The 26122-nt window shown below is 53.6% G+C and carries 10 protein-coding genes and 1 pseudogene; 3 read left to right on the top strand and 8 right to left on the bottom strand.

Translation table 11 applies throughout. The annotated features are described in order from the left end of the window. Window positions 1-94: 94 nt before the first annotated feature. From EF096_RS10665 to EF096_RS10635, 7 genes are all read right to left on the bottom strand, one after another. Window positions 95-3139, bottom strand: a complete 3045-nt coding sequence (locus tag EF096_RS10665) for a type I restriction endonuclease subunit R (protein WP_123889611.1) — start codon at window positions 3137-3139, stop codon at window positions 95-97. Then, complete coding sequence (locus EF096_RS10660; protein ID WP_218565729.1) at window positions 3132-5090, bottom strand: DUF262 domain-containing protein; 1959 nt, start codon at window positions 5088-5090, stop codon at window positions 3132-3134. Before EF096_RS10660 ends, EF096_RS10665 begins: the two co-directional genes overlap by 8 nt. A gap of 32 nt (window positions 5091-5122) precedes the next feature. Then, on the bottom strand, window positions 5123-6523 hold the full coding sequence (locus tag EF096_RS10655) for a DUF262 domain-containing protein (protein WP_123889610.1): 1401 nt from the start codon (window positions 6521-6523) through the stop codon (window positions 5123-5125). A 6-nt stretch (window positions 6524-6529) separates the two neighbouring features. Beyond that, a complete protein-coding gene (locus tag EF096_RS20385) occupies window positions 6530-7843 on the bottom strand; it encodes a restriction endonuclease subunit S (RefSeq protein ID WP_177412332.1) in 1314 nt (437 codons plus the stop codon). A 6-nt stretch (window positions 7844-7849) separates the two neighbouring features. Continuing rightward, window positions 7850-10399, bottom strand: a complete 2550-nt coding sequence (locus EF096_RS10645; RefSeq protein WP_235869709.1) for an HsdM family class I SAM-dependent methyltransferase — start codon at window positions 10397-10399, stop codon at window positions 7850-7852. Window positions 10400-10549: 150 nt separating this feature from the next. Continuing rightward, entirely contained in the window at window positions 10550-16903 is a 6354-nt protein-coding gene (locus tag EF096_RS10640) for a DEAD/DEAH box helicase (RefSeq protein ID WP_123889609.1), read from the bottom strand. A 4-nt stretch (window positions 16904-16907) separates the two neighbouring features. After that, window positions 16908-20228: an STY4851/ECs_5259 family protein gene (locus tag EF096_RS10635; protein ID WP_123889608.1), complete on the bottom strand. Its 3321-nt coding sequence runs from the start codon at window positions 20226-20228 to the stop codon at window positions 16908-16910. 578 nt (window positions 20229-20806) lie between these two features. Here EF096_RS10635 and EF096_RS10630 point away from each other — a divergent pair. Continuing rightward, window positions 20807-21622 (top strand): annotated as a pseudogene (locus tag EF096_RS10630) (helix-turn-helix transcriptional regulator). A gap of 157 nt (window positions 21623-21779) precedes the next feature. Here the strand turns inward: EF096_RS10630 and EF096_RS10625 are convergent. Further along, window positions 21780-23825 (bottom strand): nuclease-related domain-containing protein, encoded by a 2046-nt coding sequence (locus EF096_RS10625; protein ID WP_235869708.1) that lies wholly within the window; start codon window positions 23823-23825, stop codon window positions 21780-21782. A gap of 495 nt (window positions 23826-24320) precedes the next feature. Here EF096_RS10625 and EF096_RS10620 point away from each other — a divergent pair, with 495 nt between their 5' ends. Beyond that, a complete protein-coding gene (locus EF096_RS10620; protein WP_123889606.1) occupies window positions 24321-25643 on the top strand; it encodes a HipA domain-containing protein in 1323 nt (440 codons plus the stop codon). After that, the gene (locus EF096_RS10615; protein WP_235869707.1) at window positions 25640-26014 is read left to right on the top strand and encodes a helix-turn-helix domain-containing protein; all 375 of its coding nucleotides are present in this window, start codon (window positions 25640-25642) and stop codon (window positions 26012-26014) included. The genes EF096_RS10620 and EF096_RS10615 overlap by 4 nt, the downstream gene beginning before the upstream one ends. Window positions 26015-26122: the final 108 nt, after the last annotated feature.

Here is a 26122-nt window from a genome sequence, read left to right as displayed (position 1 = left end):
AAATCACTCGCGTGACACTATGGCGATACATGCTCAATCGACAACAGCTCAGCTCCCACCAGCCGCCAGTACACCATCACCCTCGATTGCATGATCAAGGAGCCATGGTGTTATTGGTAATCAGCCGCTGCATGCTTTGCATCCATGCTGACTTGAATGCGTCATCTCCGGCAAACAGCTTGTAGAGCTCCAACTCATCCTTACGCCGTTTCAGCATCACTTCTTTCAGGATTTTTTCGAAAGCCAGTTCCCGGTTATGCGGGTCAGGATTGTCTTGATACTTGGGCTTAAAATCCGGGTGCTGCTTGATGCTTTCGGCGATATTGACGAACTTGACCTTCTGCTCCTCAGGAGTCGCGCTCCACCCCTGAAACCAGCGCTCATTGAATGAACGCACGATGTCCTCCAACGGATCAAATTGTGGGTCCGTATCATGCCCACCGCGCGGATTCGGGTTCTGCGGGTCAACCTCGGACTCAGCCTGATCGAGCGCAATAGCCTGATTCAGTTTTACTCGCTGTAAGCCGTAGGAGCTGAGATCTACCGACTCTAGAAGCTCATCGATGGAGTCTGACTCTGGGTCCTTGACCTTCAGCTTCGGAATAAGGAATTTGAGGAACCAGAACAGCTTCTCCCACGCAACAATCTCATACGGCATGATCGACGCCATCTGGCCGTAGACTTTTACGTATTGCTTGGCCTTGATTTTGAAATCAATCTTGTCGCCATCTTCCAGATCCAGGCCTTGCTCAAACCGTGACGCGGCCACATCGATAATCGGGCTTAGGGTCTGGGCGTCCTCATTGTTGAAGTAGCGGCTCACAAAGTCCTCTACCTCATGCCATTCGTACACGCCGACATCATCCATCAGCTCCTTGAGCTCGTGGAGAACATTGACGTCGGTCGACCTTGTGAGAGACGTCGAGGTATAGAACGGATCAAACGCCTCCTTGATCTCGTCGATGGAATTACAAAAATCCAGGACAAAGAGATCCTCTGTTTTTTTGTCCAGTTTCGGAGCTGAACGATTGAGGCGAGACAATGTCTGCACGCACAGCACAGATGCAAGAGGTTTGTCGATGTACATGGCACAGAGTTTAGGCTGATCAAACCCCGTCAGATATTTGTTGGCTACAACTAGCAGCCGGTACTCGTCAGTATCAAACTTGTCCTTGGTGTCGTTATCCGAGAAGCCGTTCATTCCCGCTTCGGTGTACTCAATACCGTCAACCTCTTTCGCACCTGAAAAGGCTACCAGCGCCTTGAACGGATTCCCCTTCTCCTGCAGCATTCGTGCAATCGACTTGTGGTAGCGAATTGCGGTTTCAATATTATGCGTTACGACCATCCCCTTGGCTTTGCCCTTCAGCTTCTTGGCATTCACGACGTGAGGGATGAAGTGCTCAAGCATGATCTCGGCTTTGATCTCAATGGTTCGCTCACTTCGTTCCACGTAAGCTCGCAGCTTTTTCTGAGCCTTTTTAGTGTCAAACAGCGGGTTCTCAGAGATCGATTTCTCGATTTCGTAATAGCCTCGGTACGTGGTGTAGTTGGCCAGCACATCGAGAATGAAGCGCTCCTCGATCGCCTGCTTCATCGAGTAAAGGTGAAATGGCTTGTAGGTGCCGTCAGCCTGCTTTTCACCAAACTTTTCCAGGGTGGTGTTCTTGGGGGTCGCAGTAAATGCCAGGTAGGAAGCGTTACCACGCATCTTGCGTGAACGCATGGCTCTCAGAATTTTATCCTGATCATCCTCGTCATCCTCCTGCCCCATTGCCCGGTTCATATTGTCGTGAGCCGAACCGGACTGAGAGCTATGAGCCTCATCAATGATCACCGCAAAACGCTTGTCACTCAGATTCTCTATCCCGTCGACGATGAAGGGGAATTTTTGAATCGTGGTGATGATGATCTTTTTACCGCTCTCCAGCGCGCTTTTCAGCTCAGAAGATTTGAACACCGGCGCAACGATATTCTTGACCTCGGAGAAGTCCTTGATGTTGTCGCGAATCTGCTTATCCAGTAGGCGTCGATCAGTGACCACGATTACCGAGTCGAATAACGGTGTGTCCAACGCTCTGCCTCGAGCAGCTTCATCAGACGCCGGATAGGCTTCAATCAACTGATACGCAGCCCATGTAATCGAGTTTGACTTGCCCGAACCTGCCGAATGCTGAATCAGATACGTGTGACCTACGCCATGGTGGGCAGCGTGATCCACCAAGCGCCTCACGACTTCCATCTGGTGGTATCGAGGAAAGAAAAGCGTACGTTTACCCAGCGGGTCCTTGCTGCTGCCATCCAGGCGCATGAAGTGCTGAATGATATTGGCCAAGCTCTCCTTGGTGAGCACTTCCTGCCACAGATAGGCTGTCTTGTGTCCATTCGGGTTAGGCGGGTTACCTTGGCCGAAATTATGGCCTTTGTTAAACGGCAAGAAGTAGGTGTTCTTTCCATCCAGCTTGGTGGTCATGTACACCTCATCGGTGTCCACAGCCATGTGCACCAGACAACGAGCGAAGCTGAGCAATGGCTGATTTGCATCGCGGCCCTCGCGATACTGCTTCTGCCCTTGATAACGCGCAGTTTGCCCGGTCCATGGGTTTTTAAGCTCCATAGTCACCAACGGGATGCCGTTGAGAAATAGAACCATATCGATCTCATGGAGGGGGTTTGCTTGGGAGTAACGCACCTGGCGGGTACAGCTAAAGATATTCGCAGTAAAGTTCTGCTTCACCTTCTCACTACTGCTGGCCAACGGAGCTGGGTACATCAACTGAAAGTGCGCATCGTCGACCGCTAGCCCTTTCTTCAGCAGATACAAAATGCCGTGCTTTTTGATGAGCCGGTCATAGCGCTCAATGAGCTTGCGACTCCAGTCGGAGGGGTTATGCTTTTGCAGCTTACCCAGCTCCTTGGCCTGGGTCTTCTCAAGGAAGCGCCAGAACTGCTTTTCATCCAGAGCGAATTGAGCATTAAAATCAGAAGGTAGCCCAAGCTCGAAGCCGTTGTTGGCAACCAACTGTCCCGTCGGGGATTCATTCAATTCAGTGGCCTGTTTGTAGGCTTCAGTGGTCATCCCCGTGAGCGCCTGCTCGATGGCTACTTCCAACGCCAACTCATTGGTTTGGCTAACCATTTATCGCTCCTTGCCCGTAGTGACTTTCCAGTAATGCAATCATCCGCCTTTGGTGCTCGGCGATCTCGTCTACACCCCAACGCTTGTCAGCCTGATCATAGATCTCAAATATCGCCTTCAGCTTCAATGCGTCATACCGGGGTTTGTCCCTAAAGTCTTCACGCTTTTTACCAACCGTCTGGTTGCTGTATGACGAGTTTTCGCCCGGACTCAGCAACACCAGGTTGCCGAACGCATCCAGCGACTCCTTGGACAGGGACTTTTTGTACTCCTCACGCTGAGGATGCACGTGCTCCACAGAGTTCTTTGATGTGATTCGGTACCGCTTGAGCTTTTCATCATCCTTGTCACCGTTTTTCCAGAGCAGGTATTCCAGCTTCTGAAACCAATAATGCTCGAAGCTAGTCCCCTTCGCGCTGGCCAGATACCGTGAAACAGATGCCCAGCTATCAGTAGCCGGCGCACCCCCAACGGCGATTTTGAAACTGGCCTCTTTTTGGGTTTCTGTTGCAAGCGAAAGCTGATTGTCGATCTTTTCCAAGGCCGACAACGCTTGCTCATAGCCCATATCTGGATCCAACACCAACCGTGCGAGAAAAGCGGTCAGCCAGTAATGCGCGGAACGGTCACCCGTAGAGTTTCGCACCGCTTGCAACTGAACCAGCTCGCTCAACTCTCGCGCACTGCGGTTGATGTAGTATTTTCCGCCGGATTGAGAACGGCTCATGTAGGTGAGTCGCAGCTGAGGGTCGGCGCTGTCATCATGCTCCACCCACTTCACCACCCAGGTGTCAAACTGGTATCGAACCTGCCAAAGCAACTGGATGAAAGACTTGATTTCGACCTCGTCCTTGTTGAGCAAACACTCAAAACAGGCCATCAGGTTGGACGCCTTAATTCGTGCGCTGATATCCGGCCAGCCCCTCAATGCGCAGAAAACCCGCAACGCGTGAATCAACAGCAGCTCGAAGCTAACGATTGAGCGACAATAGACGGTTTCGTCTTCAATGCCCTCCTGGACGTCCTTGTCGGCCTTCAGCTCAACATTCGCTGAGGCATCACCGGCTTTGACCTCCTCTAACAGCGACGCAAGCGTCTTACCGCTCAATGTTCCCGAGCGCCCTTCGCTATCAACTGACTTCTGCTGAATGCCACTACTCTCGTAGCTTTTGAGAGCTGAATACTCAATGGCATGCCAGTTGGCATTAGGGAACAGCTGTCGGAGATTACGTTCAAAATAGTTCTCCGTATGCTCACAGGCCTGCCAGATTGCGCTGTACAGCGGCAGGTCACTTGTCAGTTTACGGAAAAGTTTGGCCTTCAACAGGTCGACCGGCTCCAGCTGAATACCTGCAGTATTCATGCTGGCGAACAGGCGGTTGAGGTCCATGCTCGAAGGAACGATATTGTTTACCCAGCTCACCTTGCGGTAGATATAGTCGGCAAACCCCTCTCGGCTGAAACTCTCATTTTCAGGCAGCTTCTTGACCTGCTGTTTGAGCACGCGCAGGTTCGCATCCAGATGGGTCAGGTAGGCGTCATTCTCGATGGCATCAGCCCCTGGGCGCGTCATTCGATCCAGCCCCGCATAGCTACCAAGGAGATCACTCACTGCGTCACGGATCTCGAACGTCAATCTAGGCTTTTTACCAAGGATAGAAACCTCCGCCAAAGGCGTGATCACACCAGCAGCCTTGAACGCCAGTGACAACAACATCAAAGTAGTCGTGCGCTGTTGACCGTCAATCAGCTCGTAAGTGAGCAGTTCTCCCTCATCACGAATAGCTGACAACACACTGCCGATAAAGTACTGAGGCTCCCTCGCCTTGTAAGCGTCCCGGATATCGTCAAACAGTTTGAGTACATCCTCATCACGCCATACATACGGACGCTGATAGCTGGGAATGACGAAGGCCATACCGCGGGTGCGGACCGCTGCCAGCGTCAGCACTTCGGTGCGCACATGATGCTCCGCAAGCGCCCTCATCTCCGCCCTCCCACAATTTGCTGGTGTAATGCAGCAGCGAAGCGACTTTCGTACTGCCCTGCATCCAACTGCAAACCAAACTGCTCGCAAACTGCGTCCATAAACCGCCGCTTCACACTGTTCTTGTCCAAATTGCTTGAATCCACTCTGAGGTTGAAGCTGTCCAGGAATTCAAAGCACTGCTCGGGGGTATAGCTGGCGGCGATCCAGTCCAGAATCGGATACTCTCGAACAAAGGCCGGAACAGAGTTCTCACGCACAGACTTTTGATTACTCACTCGTCTCGAATACACCACACGAAACAGCTTCTTAGCCGCTCGCTCCAGCTGGTTTTCACCAAACTGGCTGATATAAAGCAGAAGGCAGGCCTCGTAGAGTTTTTCGAGATAGCCGCAACCAGACAAGCCTTTTAGCCACTCGATGAACTGCCGATATTCGCGCAGATGCGCCAGATCTGGCTGCTGCCAGTACCGTTTGTGCAGGCCCTGAAAATAGGCCAGATAGCGGATGCTGTTGATGCCCGCGTTCAATGGCTGGCGCACTTCGTAGCCTTGCTGGTCGGCCTGCTGGCGGACGTCGCCTGCCAGGCCAATCTGGCGGCGAATGCGGCCATAGGCAATGTCGTCGCCTTCACCGGTGCCCTGCGCCAGTTCAGAGACAATACAGTCGCGAATCCGCTGCTGTTGGTTGTGGGGCGGTAGCTCCCGTGGTTTCACGCCCTGCCAATAGCGGCCTTTCAACAACGCGCTGACCGTGCTGTCCAGCGAGCCCATGGCTTCCCACTGGCGGGCAAACTGTGGCTGGTACAGCTTGTCCACCGCCCGCAGGTGGTGGGCCTTGATGATATCCGGGCCGCCCAGCCTTACCCCGCCGGTGTTCTGGGTTTCGAAGAAGCGGTAGGCATCATCTTCTGATTGGGTAATCACCAGGGTGAATTGCAGCTTATGGAAGTCGATCCCGTCTCGCACCCGATCCAGACGGTCACGCAGCCACTGTAGGTTGTGCTTGATCTGCTGCTGGCTGATGGGGTGTTCGTAGACCAGGCCACCTACGCTCGACGGGTCGGGATCCAGCAGGCAGCCCATCAGCGCCAGGGTGGTGATGCGCTGCTGGCCGTCGATGATATTCAGTTTGCCGCCTTCCTGATGCAGGATCAGGCTGCCCAGATAGTAAGGCAGTTCAGCATTTCGCTGGGTGTGCGACGCGATATCCCGCAGCAAACCATCCAGTTGCTTGTCCTGCCAGCAATAGGGGCGCTGGTATTCCGGGATAGTCAGCGATCCCGTCACTGTCTCCTTATCGCTGGTGATAATGGCATTGGCGATCGAAGATGTCTCTGGATGCAAACATTCAGAGAAGAGCTGGGCAGCGCTGCAGGTGGCGACCTGTACTGTCATGCTGGATCAGGCCTCCACCATGTCGGGGGTGATTCGGATTTTCCCGGTGACAGCGCTGTTAATCAGGGTGGTTTTGTATTCTTTGAGCTTTTCGATTTGCGCGGCAAGCAACTCGACTCCCTTATCCGATGAGGCAAGGAATCCGCTGACATACTTGCCGATTTTTCGTTGCTCTTCGACTGGAGGAATGAACAGGTCCACCTTAGAAAAGTTCTCAAAATTCAGGTCTTGGCCGTCGCGAATAAAACTGGCCGTTCTCTGTAACGCTGCTATATAAGCTGGCAGCTTGAGTAGATAGGCATAGAACCCTGGATCAATCTTCTGGAGAGGACGAAGAACAACATACGATGAACGAATGCAACCTCTCGACCATGCACGCTCAAGCCCGCCCTGGAAGCTTCGCATACTGATCACGAAATCGTCTCTTTCCACATGCTTCCGTTTATCGAGATGAAACTGAATCTTGACAACCCTATACCCTGTCAATTCTTCGTATTTATCTTGAGGGATAACGCCGTAAGCCTGAGTCGCAGAAAGCTGCACATCATCAGTCCACGCCCTCTCTTTTCGCTGTGTAAAAAGGAACTTGCTTCTCCTAACCTCCCAATGCGCTGGAATCTCCCCAATCCAGTCCACGCCGGAATCTTTCATGGGCACATTGGGATCAAGCCCCTGGGTGACAGCTTTTTGGATAATGATTTGCTTGCGCTCTTTCAGCAGGGCGATCTGCTTCTCTTTGATGGCAATGGCTTCGTCGATTTGGGTGGTTTTTTTGTCGAGGAATTTGGCTATGGCAACCTGCTCGCCTGAAGTTGGCATCAGACCCCAGACATCATAGAAGTCATCACTATATAAGCGCAGCCTACTATCTATGACGCCCGTGCTTTTTCTCTTGTATTCCGCTTTATATATTTCCGTACGAAGCAAGTAATGGAAGTAACCATGACTATTATTATCTTTCAGCCGGTATACTGAGTAAGCTGGGCTAACGATTCCATCAAAAGCAGAAAACCCTAAGCTGCCATTCCAAGCGAGCATAATATTACTCACAAGATCGTTTCTACGGACGATTTTATAACCTTCTAAACTTTCAGCATTTGTCATCAAGTCTCCGTCAGCCATTCTTTCTGACTTTGGAGTGACTCCCGTATATTGAGACACTGAAAGCAAATTTTCCCCTCCGCTTTCACTCCGCTCATTGACCTCGTGAAACAAGTACTTTAAGCGCCTCACATCCCAGTCAGCCGGGATCTCGCCGAGCCAATCAACCCCGGAATCTTTATAAGACTCATACTTCGGCAATTCAGCAATACTCAACATAGCCACCTACCCCTGCACCTGCTCAACATCCACACCCAGAATCTGTGCAATCAGCCCCTCGGCCTTCTGTTCCAGGCTGATAATATCCTGGGCCACTTCTTCCAGTGAGCGCAGTGGCTTGTGGCGGTAGAAGTATTTGTTGAAGCTGATTTCGTAGCCTATTTTGGTGGAATCCAGGTTGATCCAGGCTTCCTCCACATGGGGCTTCACTTCTTCCAGGAAGTAGTCGTGGATGCCTTGCTTGTCGCCCTCCTTGAGCAGGGGGATGGATTCGCTGTCACGCAGGTCGGCGCTAGACTCAAAGATGAGGTATTCGTTGGCCTTGCCGGTGGGGTACAGGCCGTAGTCCGGCAGTTGATCCTGGGTGCAGTCGTAGCGGTGTAGCAGTTCATCCAGCTTGTCGTCTTTGAGCTTGACCACTTTCTTGATCACTTTTTCGGCGGTGTCGTCGTACCAACTTACGGCATTGAGGATGGCGTTCTTCTCGGGAACGGAGAGCTTAATCTTTCTGGCCTTGAGTTCGGCGTCCACCTGTTTTTTGAACTGGTTGTAATCATTGAACTCACCCTCACCGATGGCGGCCATGAGTTCACGGGCGGTGTCCACCAGGGCCTTGAGGCTTGCCCAGCGTTTCACATCCAGCAGTTTGGTTTTGGCCTTGGTGTTGAGGCTGATGTCGTTGTCTTCACACCAGGCCATGACCTGCTTCTCGATGCTTTTCAGGAAGCTCTGCTTGCTGTCCTTGCCGTGGCCGGTGTGGTCGTAGACCTTGTCGCCGTGTTCGGCATAGAGGTGCTCCATGACCTCGCTGATCTGTTTGTCGAAGCGAAGACCAGCGATACGCTCTTCGGAGAACTGGGCCTTACGGCGGTCCGGGCGTTCGATGGTGACCTTGTGATAGCCGAAGTCTTCGTTGCGGAATACCTGGCTGGCGATGCCTGTCGGGTCGTTGTTGCTGTTCATCTCGCGCTCGATGGCCGCGCAGTCCAGGTAGGTGCGGGTGATTTCCTCGATATGTTCCGGGGCGAATTCGCAGTTCTTGTTGCCCAGGTTCTTGCGCAGCTTGCGGTACAGCAGGCTGGCATCAATCAACTGCACCTTGCCGCGCCGGTTTTCCGGTTTGTTGTTGTTCAGCACCCAGATATAGGTGGTGATGCCGGTGTTGTAGAACAGGTTGTTGGGCAGCTGGACGATGGCTTCCAGGCAGTCGTTCTCGATGATGTAACGGCGGATATTGCTTTCGCCGCCGCCGGCATCGCCGGTGAACAGGCTGGAGCCGTTGTGGACCGAGGCAATGCGACTGCCTTTTGAACCCGTGGCCGGGTCTTTCATCTTGCTGACCATTTCCATGAGGAACAGCAGCTGGCCATCGCTGGAGCGCGGGGTGGCGTCGCAGTCCTCTTCATTGCCCCAGTAGTCCCTGAGCTTGATCTTGAAGCGCGGGTCGATGACGTCGCTGCCGTCCTTGATGTGCTTCTGCTCCGAGGCCCAGCTTTTGCCGTAGGGCGGGTTGGAGAGCATGAAGTCGAAGCGGCTGGAGGCGAATTCATCGGTGGACAGGGTGGAGCCCACCTTGATGTTCTCCGGGTTGTTGCCCTTGATCATCATGTCGGATTTACAGATGGCGTAGGTTTCGTCGTTGATTTCCTTGCCGTAGAGGTAGATGTCCCGCTGACTTTTGGAAGAAGGATCGGAGGGATATTTCTCTTCAATGAAGTCCTGGGATTCAGTGAGCATGCCGCCGCTGCCGCAGGCCGGGTCGTACACGGTGAGGGTGAGCGGCAGATCCTCCTTGATCGGGTCGAACACCAGATGGGTCATCAGCTCAATCACTTCCCGCGGGGTAAAGTGCTCGCCGGCCTCTTCATTGTTTTCTTCGTTGAATTTGCGGATCAGCTCTTCAAATACATACCCCATCCCCAGGTTAGATAGTGCCGGCTGTTTGTAGCCATCCGGGTCTACGGCATCGTACGGGGTAAGGTTGATCTTTGGGGAGACGAATTTCTCTACAACATCCAACAGCACGTCCTTGTTGGCCATGTGCTGGATTTTGCTCTTTAACTCGAACCGCTCGATGATTTCCTGAACGTTGGCGCTAAAACCGTTGAGGTACTCTTCGACGTTGGCCAGAAGAATCTGCCGGTTGTTGGTGGCGGTACTGTAGAGGCTGGTCAGCGTCCACTTGGAGATGTTGTAGAACACGTAACCAGACGCCTCTTTCAAAGGCTCCTCATCCAGCTCTGTCGCCAGCATCTCTTCCCGCTGATAGCGCACCTCTTCCAAAACCGCAGCCTTGGTTGGCTCCAACAGAGTATCCAAGCGCCGGAGAACCACCATAGGCAGAATGACGTCGCGGTACTTACCACGCACATACACGTCCCGCAGGCAGTCGTCGGCGATGTTCCAGATAAAGGAAACCAGTTTGTTGTGTACGCTGTGATCCATGTTACTTCCTGGTGACTCAAGCCGCCGACCGACAGTCAGCGGCTCGAAAAGAGTGATTCGTGGAGGGCGGGCCTCACTCCCCTTTTTCATGAAGCCCGTGTTGGCAAGCACTGCTACTTACCAGAGTTCCGACATATTAAGTCGCCGCTGGCTGCCTCCTCAAGCAAATAGGCAGTCTTTGCTGGTCCTGGCGATGTTTCAGCGACGCAGATCGCCCTATGACGATGGGAGGGCTGGCTCCGCCATCGTCGTTTTGCATGATCAGGTGTCTGCATCGCGCAATTCGACCAACACATCTGTAGCCCATTTCTGCTCCGCGTTGATGACCTTAGCCTTCTGGAACCGCTCTGCCATGAGCATCAACTGGTCACCAACAGGTTCGGCAAAGTCGAACCCAACCTCTCTCGACGAAGCGTAGCGAAGTTGCCAGTAGCCCATTCCCTGGTCAAACCGCACTTTCAACCGCTGCCCGTCTGTAAACTCAACGAGCAGTTTGCGATGGTGGGGCACGTCGCGATTGGAGGCCTGAATATCGAGCTGGACTTTTGCTCCGGTTTTTACCGACAGCCACATGCGTCCGAACTCCTCAAAGTCATCAATACTAGGCCAGTCGTCAAAAACTCTTCGGCTTTCCCCACGCGGCTGCTTGAATAGTGTTTGCACATGCACGTCAGCGTCACTAGCAAGGCGATCCTTGAAGAATCCCAGAATGGAGCCAAGCAAGCTCACAGATGGTGGGTTCTGGAAGTAACGATCACTATATGAAAGCGACGCTACTATCCCTGACTTCAGCAAAGCCTCAATCGTCGGGTTACCCGCTGCGATCAGCGACCAAAAGCGTTCACCAAATCCGCTGGCAGGCCCATTGAGCTGATCAAAGATCTCAATATCCAGGGTCGGGGCATGAGGGGCACTGTCTGGCGACGCCGTACCCAACTCCGCGGGCACCAAGTCGGCTAAAGGCTGGAGCCGAGAAACCACAACCAGATCCGCACCTTGATGCCAGCCACTACCCGGCAGGGTCGATTGCGATGATCGGGTAGCGATGGTTGCCACTCCGCTGCTATGCACGATCTGACCAACCACATGGACTGAAGTGTCCGCCACGTAGTGACAAATGTTGATGCCGATCGACTTGAGTCGGCGAAGATCTTGAAGGACCTCGTCGCTGTGCTCGCCACGCGGAATCACAAGGGTCACATCCAACTCATCGGAAAGCAGGTAGTTGTAAAGAGCACGGCTAAACTGAGGTGCCAACATATCCCAGTCACATGACTCTCCGCTCGCCCAGAGCACTATTCCGCTGGCGCCCTCATTGATGCAACGCCGCAGCACCTGCTCAATATTACCGGGAGCGTAACGGGCGTCCTCAAGGGATAGCTTGTCCTCTTGCGCTAGCCCGACATGATGTCCGAACTCATCACCCAACCACTCCAGGGCCGACTGACGATCAATCTTGTCGTGATCATGCCGCGTGTGTGAGTCCAACAGACAGTCGCTGCAGCCGTGCTGGCAACTCGAACACCGGAGCCGTTCAACCATCCCCTTCATTAGTTGCTCTACATGCAACGGAGCACTGGTCGCGAATCCTGCGCCACCGCTGATCACGTCATACAGCTGAATAACGAGTGCAGCATCACCGGATTCCAACCGTGCCGGCCGCGTGGAATAACCTAGCTCTGATGCAGATATACCCAAAATGCTAGCGAGCGAATTACGCAAGGCAATGGAGAGAGTGATCCCGACAGTACGCCCCAATTCGGAATCAGGTAGATACTCGCCAGTAACCGGGTGACGCAGCAGGACTTCAAATACGTCGGTGTAGGTTGTCGCCCCCAGCGTCACATTGGCGAGCAAACTGCCGGCGCCCGGGCAAGGCATCCTCTTGTTGTTGTCGTCTTTGTCCTCTTTGGTCGGGCGCGGGGAAACGTGATCCGACGACGGAGACAATGAAGGCGGAAACTGGTCATGCGCCAACATGGACTCGGCGCGCCCACAGCTCATGCAAAGTGCATAACCTGCGCCCGTGGCACCCAAACTGTGATTGAAAACCCGACCATTCACTCCATAGGCCATACTTCCAAGCGCAGGGTTTGGCAGCGGCACACTCGCCGCATCAACAAAGATCCAGGACGGCTCAACCGGGATATAGCGCTGATGCTCGATGTCATTGGTAGCATTCACATAAGCGTCTGTGACGAACCCTGCAGGCTCGAGGACTTTACGAGTATTGCTTGCTTTAATGGTCGCTCCACACTTGCGGTTCGTACAAATTAACGCATCGCCCTTTACCAGCCCTTCTTCGTATCCCAGGCTACCGCACGCGTCACAGCGCCAGGCCATATTCAGCTTTTGTGCCTCGTTGGTGTCGGCGTTGATGTTGTGCCAATGAAGCGAAACGCCAGCGGAACGGAACACACGCCCATCGAGCACAATGTCGGCACCTGGCGCATACTCACGGATCGCGATAGAGAGGTTGCGAGAAGGCAGCCCCTTGTAGCGGGCCACATTGTCCTCACGGTCTCGTTTTGAGCTGGAGTCACTCTGCTTGCTACGGAAATAATCCTCAACTGTAAAGTTGTCGAAATTAACAACATCCGTCGGGAACCCGTATCCCGGCAAGAAGGTTCGAGCGGCCAGGTCGCGCAACAGATACTCTTTGCAATGCCTGTTTTTCTCCATCCTCAGGCGCTTCTGGTAAGGGCTGTCCGGTTTGGCCTGTAGCTCTTCCCCGACCAGGTAGCGATACTCGTCCAGCCAGCGGGCCTGAAGCGTTTTGATGGCTTCAGCCGTTGTACGACGAAGCTGATCCGCCGAAACGCCATTCAATGCAGTTCCTTTTACTAGTGCCCCCAACGCATCATCAGCATTGGATACCGCCACGCCCAGCCAGTCGATAAAACGTGCACATTGAGACTGGCCCGCGTCTTCACTAAAGAACCACTCGGTGTTGAGATTAGTGCGTTCGGTTTGTGTCGTGCCAACCATCTCATGCCAAAAGGTTGCCAGCAGCAACGAGTTCACATGCCGCTGGACCAGCCGTTCGGAATTCAAAGCTACTGCGGGCGCAGGGATTTTAGTTTCGAAGGGCCAAGATGGATTGGTAAACACCTGCTGATCATGCGGGTTGTTTTTGCAGAGCGTGTAAGACAACGCCCTGGATTCTTTGCCTCGTCCAGCGCGACCAGCACGCTGAAGATAATTTGCTGGATGCGGTGGCACGTTGTTCATCACAACAGCAGAAATACCGCCGATGTCGACACCCATCTCCATGGTAGTGGAGCAGTTCAAGACATTGATCTGCCCTTTCTTGAACATGTCTTCATACTTTTCCAAGCGCTCTGCAGCCTGTTGGGCAGAGTGCTCGGCCGTGCGGTAGTAGAATCCGCCTTCTACGGTGCGGTCACTAATATCCGTCCAGAGATTTCGCTCACGTAGCACCTTGATCGCTGGGTCGTCATTCACAGCAGCCCGCGTTTTCTGCAGTCCTGGGAGGTAATCGTCTTGAGACCGGTCAAACTTCCAGACCTTGGGCATCTCGATCTTTGATGCGTGGAACGACGCCCGACGGGCCTCACTCAGCTTCGAGAAGTCCACACGAGCAGGCAAATAAGGGGTCAGGCCTCTGAACGTGGTATCAAGCAACTTATTGGAAACAGGACACACATATGCCCGGTCTACCAGGGAAAAACCAATATGCTCTCTGGGTAGATAGTGACGGTTACCATCTGATTTGAAAGGCCCGCCGGGGCGGCTTAGCTCAAGCCACGCAGCCTTCAACCATGCGTTGACTAGGGCAACGTCCACCGGGTTGGATGGACTCAGCCCCGCACCTAACAGAAGAAGCTTGATCAGACGCTGGTCATGCCTTCCTTCACGAATTTGCGGCCAACGTTTTACTCGAGCTTCATCCCATTCCGTCGAGTCCGGTTGACGCAAAACCTTCGATGAAAAGCGACTGCCTATCCAGTTAAGCCAGCTTGCTTCCACAGAAATGTAGCTGTTCTCCCGGACGTGGAAGTCCAGAGCAACCTTCAGAAAGTCGTGCCAATCTTGAGCAGAGAGGCCACGCTGCTCCCATTGCGCAGGCAGCGGTCTTGACTCATCAAGACCTCTGTAAGTTAGTTTCACCAAGCCCAAGGTTTCCAAGCTGTTCTGACGCTTTGGACGCCGCATGAACTCTCTGAATAGCAGCATGTCTGCCAGCTTGTGCGGGCCGTCCTTATCGCTAAAGATCTCTGGCTTTTGATACTTATTGTAAAGGAGTATGGAGTCCTTCAGGTCGGACTTATGCTTCAACTCCTCCACCATGGTGCTCCAGTCCAGAGAGACCAGACTAACCTTGGGCTGGCCACTTTGAGGATCTGCCAACTGGGCCGTCAGCCGCTCCAGCTCCTGCCTGGCTTTTTGCTCGTCCTCCCGCAACCCAACCTCTTGATAGAGCTTGATGTCATCCTCGAATTTGGCAATGAGGCGACGCAGCACATCTGGTGGAACATTCGCACTCGCAGCATTTGAACTAGCCTTAGCAGCTTGATGCCATTGCAAAATCTCGACAACCAGTCCGCGCAGCCGACTGCGCTCAGCCTCCTGCTGCATGCGGACAGCCATACGGGCAGTACCCTGCCGGCTGTCAGTGAAGGTAATCAGCCGGCGACCACGCCCAGGCAGAGACTGGCTCCCATATTGGTTGGCCCCTCCGTCACTTTCAAAATCCGGGCAATACTCCAGCACGGTAGGCACTGCCTGAGAGACGTAGAAAGGCGCACCCAGCATAGCCCGCCTAAATGGCAGTCCACCTGCAAAGCCGCTGTATTGGCACTCAGGATTGGCGCAGCAAAGATCCACCGCGTCGTTAATTGAAAGCTCGACTTTGCTTAAGGAGGAAGAAAAGAAGGTGCCGTGAATTTTGTCCAACTCAACCGAAATATAACCATCGGTCGTGTCGGTAAGCGCCGACATGACTATCGGCGTGTAGCCGACTTTGAGCGCGCCGGAGTTGTCTGCCGAAGCAGAGTCTTCGTCAAATGCACTCTCGGACAACAGCGAGAACTCATCACCGGCTGATCGTTCCCACTGGTTCAGACGCCCGTGCCGATCCAGGCCCAGCAGGTGCGGTTCGTTACATTCACGACAAAATGTGAGTTCGAAAACCGGACTACCGCAATTGCACTGTGACCGCTGGTCTGCATACACATTCCCAAGCGGCCAACCCTCTTCTAGCGCCGTGCCCTTCTTAGCGGAACAGTCTCTATCGAAGCAGGCCCATAACCCATGCGTCACTCGTTGAAAAAAATGCGCTCTGAGCTGCAAGAAGGCAGGAGCATCTGACGTTGGCCGCGTGCCAGAACACATATCCAGCCACTGCAGGGCACGCCGTTGATCAAAGGTATCACCGAACTCACGGGACATGCGGGCAGCAATATCTGCAACACCCAAAGGCTTGGGCGATTGCACAAGCATGTCGCGGATACGGCGTGCTTCCGGCGCGTGAACTAGCGCCTCAAACCGCTGGGGGTTTACATCAGGTTCTGCGTTATTCGGTGGAGCCATCTGCAACAAGGCGTCCAGCGCAACCGACGTTTCTTTACTAGGTGGGAGTGTGGGGATAACCCTGCTGCCACCGAGCACGTCGATATTTTCTATCGGAACACCAGACAAGTCAGCCAGAAACTGCTTTAACTGAGCAACAGCGTCGTCCCCGGCAAGGGTCGCAGATGTGGCGACAAAACGAACTTCGCTCGGCGACACTCCAAAAGCAGTCATAACTCGACGTAACTGAAGTGCCAGCTCCGCTGCCTGTGAACCTACGTAGGAGTGAGCCTCGTCCAGCACAATCCAGCGCAGAGATTTTTGCTTTTTGGAAATTTGTACGATGGGAGCATCAATCTGTCGCACCATCATGTATTCAAGCATGGTGCCATTGGTTACCAGGATAGGCGCTGGTTTGTCGCGCATCAGCTCACGCGAGAGCACCTCGTTCGGCTTCCCTTTTTGCTCTGTCTTTACCTTTGCATGCAGCTCAGGGGTATTGCCGTTGTAAAGGCAGTAGCGAATACCATCATCAAAGGATCGCGTCCATGCATCTAGACGCTCACGCTGGGAGTTGATCAGGGCATTCAACGGGTAGAGAAACAATGCGCGCACGCCATTGAGTGGTTGCCCATCACCGGCCGCCAACTCCCGGTACAAATCCTCCAGCACAGGCACCATGAAACACTCGGTTTTGCCCGACCCAGTACCGCTGGTAACTACAACTGAACGACGCTTTTCCAGCAACGCCTGCCAGCTAGCAAGCTGATGAGAAAAGGGCTTCCAGCTTGCAGCAAATCGATAGCGACCATTGCTCTTGGCATCCAACGACGCAACCAACTCGGGACTGAGCAACCCTTGATCGCCCGTCAGTTCTTGCATTGTAAAAGCTGATTCCTGCCAGCCAAAGGTCTGCTCAAATAGAGGTGGTGCCAGGAATGCGCCCTCAGAACCTGGTTCGCCGCTCATGATGCTCGTCAAATGCTTGCGTAAACCAGGGTGTGCGATGCTCAGCATACTCAGCGTCGACTCGGTTGTACGGGACAGCGTCTGGTCTACCAGCTCAGAAAAATAGGAGGTCATATCCTTACAGATCCTTATCAGAACTCAACAAATTGCGCAGCAATGAGATTTGATACAGCGAGCTGAACCAACGAGAGTCAAGGTCACGAATCTGCCGCAAGAAGAAGATCGTGTTGGCGCCATCGCCGAAAACGTCAGATACCTGGGCCTTGCCGCTCGCTACCGCTGCAAGAAAAACAGGCAGATATACAACGGCATTTCTGTAGCTCATTTCTGGCTCAAAGTTGACAACGCACTCGTCCTGAGCCGCACACCAACGCTGCAGTTCACTTCCACTGAAGTCAGGCCATTCCGCATCAGCGCGGTCATGCAGAAGCTCCTGATACCAGTGCGCCCTGACAAGCACCTGCAACATAGGCAGATCCAATTGCGCATCCTGGCCTAGCGGCTGACTGGCCAAATAACGTTGAATGTTTTCGCCAAAGGCTGGTACCGCCTCCCCCAGTTTCTTCGCCATCCGTTCCAGCACAGCCGAGACAGCCTGCTCCGGAAGGCCTTTAACCTTGAGAAATGCACCAAAACGCTGACCAGCACGATGCAGGTGCCGGATTGGAAAGCACTCCCACAGGAACGGGAACTCGGTTTCAATACGTCCGATAAAGATTGGGTCCATTTCGAACTTGAAAAGAGCCATCGCGAGACCACAGGGATGAGCGACAAGGGCCTTCCATACTTCAAAGGTACCAAGTGGCAGATATCCAAACTGGTCGTATAGTGTGCGCAGAAACTGCCAACCACTGTGTATTGGATTGACTGCCATCGAGTCGAAAACCGGCAAGAATGCACTTACCTCTGCCTTAGGGTCGAACGCAAGGACAGCCTTTTGCAGGCTGTGGATGACTTCTTCCTGCGAAGTTGAGGCCGCGTTGCCAGCCAAAAAAAGTGGCCTGAAAGTCACGCTTGAAGCTTTATTCGGCACTACCAGCCAAGGGCCCTCCTTGGCGACCAGCGCGGGTAACTCGTATTCCCCGGTAGCAACCCCTTCGCTCAATCTAGATGATAAAGAACAGGTTTTACGCGCAGGTTCATGCAGCAGCATTAACTCTGGAACCGGGTAAGTTGCGGCACGCAAGTTGGATGCAGAGAGCAGATTACGGTCAGAGTCCAGAAAGACCTCAGTTTCATACTTACGAATACGATAGGATGCTTCATGTCCTCCGCCGAACACCCTCAACTCAACAACTTGATCAATCCCGGACTGCAACGAAAAAAGATCCATAACCTTGCCTCGAATACTGAACAAGCTCACTTCAACGGGCTTCTCTCGAGCAACGTAGCGCCAATGGTAGCGGGCTGAGTTTGCAATGCTGCCACGCAGACTCAGCTCCAACTCAAATCGAGTGGGCGCCCCTGGCTTTCCGAAGAGAAACACGCGTGTACCAAGCAATTCATCTATCGAGATCTCTCGCTTCAGAGGAGTACCGTCAGCGGAAAATGCCAGGCAGCCAGAGGACGGGAACGGCACCTCTACCGTAATTTCGTCACCAAGGAGGTTAGGAGTGATTGTCAGCTCCAGCTTCGCAGGTGGCATACCTTGCGCGTCCAGCTGAAACTCGATGTGATCCGCATGTTTGATCTTGTGAGCAAGGACACCTGGCGCTTCGATAGAGCTCAGGCAGTTGTGCGCGGTATAAACGAGAACACTGCCTTTGTCTGGCTGATCTCCTCGTCTCAATTCAATGCGAAAATCCGATGGCAGCACCCCAAGCCGCCGCCGCAAAAGCGTGTCTCCGTTTTTATTCCGTACGGACAGATACTGGACACCCAGGAGCTCTGGCGCTAAGCACTCCGTTATACGCCGACCGGCAACAAACAGGTCCCCTTTCATATCCAGTGCCTGCCCTTCAGTCTGCGGCCAATAGACACGCGGCATACCAAGGAAGGTACTTTGGGGCTTGGTGGGCCAATCGAGGGAAACGCCAACCAGTTCGGGGCGTGCGGTGGAGTCATGATTGCATCCCGTGCGTATCCGAAACACCTCATCACACATAACCCGGATCTCTGCCCTCCCCCGCAGGATAAATGAACGAAGGGATAAAACTTCTGGACGAGCTTCGGGCAGAGCACTGTCGTCAACACACTCACAAGTCGCGCTCTTCGGTATTACGAGCAGAACCGTTTCCGAATGGGAGGAAAAAGAAGCCTGGCCGCACAGCTGCCAGCGATCATTGACACGCTCAAATCCAACCGGCACATCTCCCAGTGCGACAATGCTGTTTGGCACAGGTACAGCGGCCAACACCAATCCCCCCGCTGTTGCGACAAGAGACAAGCTGGCGCTGTGGTCTTTACGCCTCAGAATTACGTTCCGTCTACGCAGACGAACACGCGCAACGCCATTCTCTACTGTTGCGTACCCCGGCCCTAAAGACACAAGCTCGTTGTCGCCTTCTCTTAACGCGAGATCAAACCGGGTAGTCGCCGGCTGAAAGGCAAGGTTGAACGAAACGATTTCCGGCATCGACAGCTGCAGTCTCAAACACTCCGATGGCTCTTCCAAGTAATGGATACATTGCCATCCATCGCGCTGCCGTCTGGTTTTCGCTGTTTCAACCACAACCCTTTTTAGCAAGCCATTCAGGAGTTCTGTTCCGGTCGAGTGATCCAGCGGAAGCGGGAATACCTCGCGCCACTGCGGGTAGGAAACATCAAGTTTTTTTACTGGCTCCGACTCGTTGTAGAGGTCATAGAAGCTGGCGAAGGAAACCAGTTGGTCTGCCATCCCCGCGATCAACTCGATAGACGTACTCTCAAGGAACGCCTGAGGTAGCCCGGCGTTTGCTACCAGTAACTCCACCTGCTGATAGGTGTTTTGCCCCATCGCATGGGCTTGGTCATAGGATCGCAAAATGCGACTAAACAGAGCCTGAAATTTGCTGTCGGACTCGGCCAGAAGCTTAAACGGCAGCCCACCCTCTCCAAAAAGAGATCCAAGAAAATTTCGCCGATCAGAGTCATATACTCGTATCGGACGCTTCCAGTAGCCGTCCAAACCTTTGGGTACTGCGCGACTTAGATCCCCTGCACTGATTGAGTAGCCGAGAACCTGCCAAATAGGATCCCACGTCCAGCCATGCTCTCGCTGATACTCATGGCGGTACCACTCTGAGCAAAACAAAACAAAGCAAGCACATGCTGCCGAGTCCTTGCTAGCCAATTCGAAGCCGGGAAGATCAGAAAGCAGTTGACCAAGAGCGCGATACTCTTCTGCAGTGCAGTGATAGCCATAAAGTGGACGCTGATCTGGACCTACAAGCGACCGTCGCTGAAAAAAATCGCGCAGCCAAGCTGCGCAGCTGAATACGGACGTTGCGTTGGAGTTCATACAAGCTAGATCCTTCTATGCTGTCGACTACGACCAGATGGAGACAGGGATGGAGGTCGAAAGATAACGGCCCATCCATGAGACCGGCGGTAAAAGTGTGATGGCCATCACTTTAGCCACCGAGCAACGCACGGTAAAGCGCTTATTAACGTCAGCGCGTTTATGCCGTTGGCCCTGAAACAAGCGTGGCCATCCATGACCGCGGGATCCGTCCCTGCCCACTCCCAGCGTGCACAGTTGAATGATATGGCGCGTTACCTGACAGACCAATAATGGACATGCCTACAGGTCAAGTTTTCAGGCGGATGCTGGAACCTGCGCATCGCTTCTTGAACGCGCGCTACTTGGGCGGTAACTTAGTCGTGACTTGCTGTGGGGAAGCGATTTTGCAGCTCCCAGACCGTCGAGGGCCCATCGGCAAAGCAGTCGACCTTGCATCAATCCAAATCAACATGCCATCTTGGTTGACACGTATACACAAGCGACGCTTATGTGTCAGCTTTTCAAGCAGGTAAGGACACCATAAAACGCAGCAACCCCCTGAATCCGTCCGCTGGGATCTCGCCCTTCGCTACCGCCTGATCGAAACGGTTGCTTGGTGGGAGGGTCGACTGACCACACAGCACTTGATCCAGAGCTTTGGTATCAGCCGCCAGCAGGCCTCCAAAGACATCAACACCTACATCACCGAGCATGCCCCGAAGAACCTTGAGTACGACAAGCATCTGAAGGGCTATGTACCAAGCAAGCGCTTTCAGCCACGCTTTATCGATGACAGCGCCAGCGCCTATCTGCACCTGTTGAATCAAAGTCATGACCGTGCGCCTCACATTGAGGGCCTGGCGCTGGCCTATGCGCATACTGAGTTCCTGAAGGTATCGGACCGGTCCGTGCGACCCGAGGTATTGCGGCCACTGCTGCGGGCCTGACGCGAGGGCCAGCGACTGGAATGCGATTATGTGTCGTTCACCACAACCGACGATGAGACCCGCCTGATCGCGCCACACACATTGGTATTTACCAGCATGCGCTGGCATGTGCGTGCATATTGCGAGAAGAACGGCGACTACCGGGACTTTGTATTGAGCCGCTTTCGCGGGGAGCCCGAGCTGATGGACGATGTGTCCGAGCACACCCGCGAGGCAGATGTCGCCTAGAACACCGAAGTTTCCGTGATCATTGAGCCGGATTCCCGGCTGAAGCCCGAGCAGCGCGCCATTGTCGAAGCGGATTACGGCATGCTTGAGGGGCAACTGAAAATCGACACCCCCGGGGCGCTGGTGCAATACGTGCTGCAGCGCTACCAGATTGACCCGACCAAGGTGCAGGCCAAGCCGACGGCGTGGCAAATCGTGGCCGCGAATCTGGACCACTTTCAACAGTGGCTCTATTAAGTAGGGGAATCGAGCGTATTAAACCCGACGCCTCGGCGCCGCGCTCAACCTGAAGCAGTTTTTTCCAGCACGCTGCTAAGAGCCAATTAGACATCTTGCCAGTCTATGCACTACTCGCGTCGATTCCTGTTGCATGCCCACACACAGGCTGGCGCAATTACTTGGGCAGCAGGCCCCGCCAAACCGCTTCATTGGTAACCGCATCTACAAAAGCCTGGGCACTAAAGCCGTCGGGATAAAGTGTTTGGATTTCTGCGTCATCCTCAGCATCTAGAGGCTGCAAGTAGTGTTTCTGGTCCTTCAGGGCAACTTCCATCACCTCGCGCGATACCACTCTAAAACCATCTAGCAGCTCGCCGTCGCATTCTATCGAGGTATCCACTACCCAGGCATGGATTGGCAGCGCTGCGTTGGCATCCTGCAGGTTCAGATCTCGGCGCAAGGTGTGGTCGCTATTCAATAGCGGCTGCAAAGCTTGCTGTTTACGCCTCAACTGTCTGGCTGCCTTACGCAGAGTGTTGGTTCGGTGCAACCATACCTCGTGTCGCGAGGAGCGGATAAAACCTGACTTCACTTCGAGCAATAACACCACGCCATCGAGGTGGCAGATAAGGTCCATTTCGCCTGCATCGTTCCCATCTAGAATCGGAGGCTGATAACCCACAATCACCTTGAAGCCTCGTTGCCGCAATGCTTGCGCCAGGCAAAGCTCAACCTGCTCAGTCTCGCTGCGCAGTTCAGGTCTGCGCACGCCTATGCGGCGTAAAGAGTTAACGGCGGAGACAAGATTGTTTTGCTGACCGGCAATCCAGGGAAACTGAAAGCTGTACCGTCCAATTTTATAGAACGGCTGTTCTGAAAGCCTGGGAACGGGAACTAACGGGCTAGCCTTGATCTGGGCTGACAACTGGCGCAAATCTACGGTCCAGAACTCCAGTATGTTTTTTGCCGCCACTGCATCCCCTGTTGGGTTTGCCTGGCTCACAGTCCAGCCCCGAATCCGCTTTATTTTGGCGGGCAGTTCCGACCAGGTCATGGGGAAGCCGTTCTCGCCTTCGAGCAATCCCTCCCACGCCATCTGTCCTAACGCTGCAATGGTTGATTCGGCATGACTTCTATTGCGCTTGTAAACTTCCAGATACGACTTAACAAAGAAGGCGGAAGATAGTTCACTGGCCAGCAAGGTCTGGTGCAAGTCGACCTCTGCGCCATCAGCCAGAAGGATCTTGTCGCTGCATCCAAAAAGGGTCTGCATCACAAGGCGACTGCGCACAGCCTTGATCCAGGCCCATTGATTGGCTTCATGGTTTTCAGGCGTGCCTATGGTGACATCAGCCATCCCGGCGATGACAAAATCGTCCATCGCGCGACGCAACCAATAGCTCCATAGCAGCAATGACTTTTCTTCAGTCTGCTTCCAGCGGCTAGCGCTCTCAGTGCTGACACTGAAGATGACAGGCTGCCCCTGCTCCATTTGATAGTGCATGTCGCTATCAAAACAAAAGGAATCGATGGTCGCTTCATAGTCGAGTCGCTCGCTCATCGCGGCAATAAGCACAGCAACGGATTCAAGGTGGGCTATGCATTTCTCTGGCGAGCCGCCTCCGGGGAATAATAGCGGCGAGAGATGGCGTTTAAGAGACTTGCCCAGTATTTTTTCTGTCAGCTGAAAGTCTCGCTCGCTACAGCGTTGCAGCTTACGTTGGATAATGCGTTCGTAAACTGCCCAGCTTTGCTGGGTATTTTGCTCAACACTCTCAAGGGCGGGGTAAGCGAGAATGCTCAGATAAGACATCAACTCGAGCAGCGATAGCGTTTTCAAATGCTGCTCGGCTTGCGCTATTAAGTCATCAAATGGCTCAAGCTGTTCCACCAAGCGATTACAGGCATTCAGGAAAGCACCCCATTCATGTCCTGTGACCGTCTGGCCAAGATGGCGCATCACCTGCGAATCAGTTTTAGTAAAAAGCTTTGAATAACGGATCGCCCAGCGCAGTAAATCAGGATTGTGCTGGGCGAGGTGATCCAGCAGAGAGCGGTCAATATCATCTTGGACCCACAGAATCTGAGCCAGGACTAGCCTTGCCAGCTGTGTTTGTTCAAGCAAGCCTGGTTGCCACCAGAAGTCCAAACTCAAAAGACCGGCAGCACGATCACGCTTACCGTGCTTGCCTGCTGGCTTACCATCTAAAAAATCATGCATGCACTCATCAGCAGTTGCAGCTGGGTTCAGCTTAGCACTGTAGCGGGACCACTGATCCTGATAGTAAGACTTGCAAGGCGTATCGTTCATCGAGCTTAAACAGACCTATATGAAGATTTTTGCGGACCGCGGCGAGCGTAGGTGAGCAAACTATCGCGATGCCCCCGACCAGCATTCAGCCTGAATCGCTAATTAGCTTACTCTTAGTCGATGACAGACCCCATACCTGACCCAGTTCAATGCCCTGGCACAAACCAATCCAATTGACGCATTTCTATACTGGATGAGTTGCTCCCAATAGCGATCCGGAGACATTTCTTTGGACTACCCCAGCTCCCCTGGACATTTCCCAACCTCATAAAGAGGCGAATCGCAATAGCGCACTTTAATGCGCCAAAATAAATCATACGTCATTATCCAGGGCATTATATTGCGCTAACCACGTGTTGCCGCTATGCTTCAACGCATTATAATGCGCCGACTACTGGTTTAATCATGGCCAAAGAACTCACTGTTGAAGTATTCGCTGATGGTACCTGGCAAGACGCCTACAGCCTGAAATTCGAGAATCCCTTGAATCCTCGTGAGGGAGCATGCATCACTGGCTACCTGACCAGTTTCTACCTCAACAATATGGAATGCGAAAGCTCTTACTTCGAGCACTCCGTGAGCGTAGTGCATCGCTTGGACATGAACATCTATACCTCTGAGGGCTATCCGGCATTCCTTCTGGACATAATTCCCTCCGGGGCAGCATTTCGTTCGCTGGAGAAGCGCTTCGCAGCCCAAAAGCCAGATGACATCGCCATGAGTCTGTTTCTTCTCGAGCGGTGTACCCCATCCCCTATCGGCCACATGCGGATCAAACAGTCGCTGCCCTACCTTGATGAAGGCGAGCCCTTGGGCTTTAACCGCGCAGAGGTGGCCGAGCGCAATACGGATTTCTTGGAGTATGCCTATGAGCAAGGTGCTGCCATCGGCGGCGCCACTGGGGCTGGCGGTGAAGCGCCCAAGCTGTTGCTGGCGGAAGACCACAACGGGCTAATGTTTGCCGAGGCCACGCTGTCGGCTGAGCAGACCAAGCAGCACTGGTTCGTAAAATTCCCCAGAAACCGGGCAGCAGCCATCGACAAGGATATTTTGAGAGCCGAGTTCCAGTATTACCGCGCAATCACTGAGATCGGCATGAGCACTATCTCTACAGATGGGTTGGCGCTGATTGATGACGGTGAGCACAAACCCAGCCTATGGATGCCCCGCTTTGACCGCGAAGTTACCGAGCAGGGCATCCTGCGTCACCCAGTAGAATCGATTTACTCAGTGTGTGACGTTACTGAGAACGGTGCATACCTGAGACATGAGTTCGTGCTTGGCCGTCTTGGCGAAATCTGGACGATGGCCGAACAGGGTGATGAGCTGTTTGACTTGGCCGTCGAGTACATTTCAAGGGATCTGCTGAACCGCATCCTGGGCAACTCTGACAATCATGGAAGAAACATCTCGATTATACGGGACGGAGGCAAGCTGAGGCTGGCACCGATCTACGATTTGGCCCCTATGGTTCTCGACCCTGACGGAATAACCAGAGTGACAAAGTGGAAGCACGAGAAAGCAGGGGCACCGGACTGGAGGCAGGCGTGCAGCTCTCTGGCAGACGATGCTTCGGGTGATCTTTACTTCGATGCTCTGCGCAGCCAGGCCCAGAGCTTCCGTGCCCTACCCGACCTGCTCGTAAACCTGCCGGACAGCGTTCGCAACGCGAAGAGCATTCCGCTCAACAATCTGGATGCTCGCCTGAAGGAATGGGGGTTGATATGAAAGAGATGACGTTGGAAGAGCGCAAGGCTTACATTCAAACGGTGGCCGATGAGGTCGCACAAGGGCGATTGACCCTCGGCGGTGCCGTTAAGCGTCTGCGTGAAAACATCCTAGGGGTAAATCAAGAGCGCTTCGCCATGGCCTGCAAAATTTCGAAGCGGGCTCTCTCGCAGCTCGAGGTCGATAGCGGCAATCCGACTCTTGCGACCCTGGAAGCCGTCTTCAAAAAGTTCGGCCTGAAAATCAGCCTCTCTCACCTCAGTCCGGTAGACCTCAACGCTGCATTCGCTCAGAAAAACAAGGCCGGCTTTGCCATGCCCAAAGTTGGTACTGCGCCGTCGCCTTCCCCTAAATCAGACAAGCCCATTTAGGTTATTCTTATCCACTGTGCCAACGCAGCGTGCTAAGCATGGCACGGGCTTCATCAACCCAATCCGGCGCTATTTTCAGACGCCAGTTCAAACGTCAAAACGGGAGTT

The organism is Pseudomonas neustonica, assembly GCF_003797945.1.
Taxonomy (GTDB): Bacteria; Pseudomonadota; Gammaproteobacteria; order Pseudomonadales; family Pseudomonadaceae; genus Halopseudomonas; species Halopseudomonas neustonica.
Note: the sequence above shows the minus strand (reverse complement) of the source record. Positions and strands in the feature narration are given on the sequence as shown.

What these genes read in the sequence shown, in the direction of transcription:
- EF096_RS10665 (WP_123889611.1), bottom strand. Translation starts at nt 3,139, where the DNA reads ATGGTTAGCCAAACCAATGAGTTGGCGTTGGAAGTAGCCATCGAGCAG.
- EF096_RS10655 (WP_123889610.1), bottom strand. Translation starts at nt 6,523, where the DNA reads ATGACAGTACAGGTCGCCACCTGCAGCGCTGCCCAGCTCTTCTCTGAA.
- EF096_RS20385 (WP_177412332.1), bottom strand. Translation starts at nt 7,843, where the DNA reads ATGTTGAGTATTGCTGAATTGCCGAAGTATGAGTCTTATAAAGATTCC.
- EF096_RS10640 (WP_123889609.1), bottom strand. Translation starts at nt 16,903, where the DNA reads ATGACCTCCTATTTTTCTGAGCTGGTAGACCAGACGCTGTCCCGTACA.
- EF096_RS10635 (WP_123889608.1), bottom strand. Translation starts at nt 20,228, where the DNA reads ATGAACTCCAACGCAACGTCCGTATTCAGCTGCGCAGCTTGGCTGCGC.
- EF096_RS10625 (WP_235869708.1), bottom strand. Translation starts at nt 23,825, where the DNA reads ATGCATGATTTTTTAGATGGTAAGCCAGCAGGCAAGCACGGTAAGCGT.
- EF096_RS10620 (WP_123889606.1), top strand. Translation starts at nt 24,321, where the DNA reads ATGGCCAAAGAACTCACTGTTGAAGTATTCGCTGATGGTACCTGGCAA.
- EF096_RS10615 (WP_235869707.1), top strand. Translation starts at nt 25,640, where the DNA reads ATGAAAGAGATGACGTTGGAAGAGCGCAAGGCTTACATTCAAACGGTG.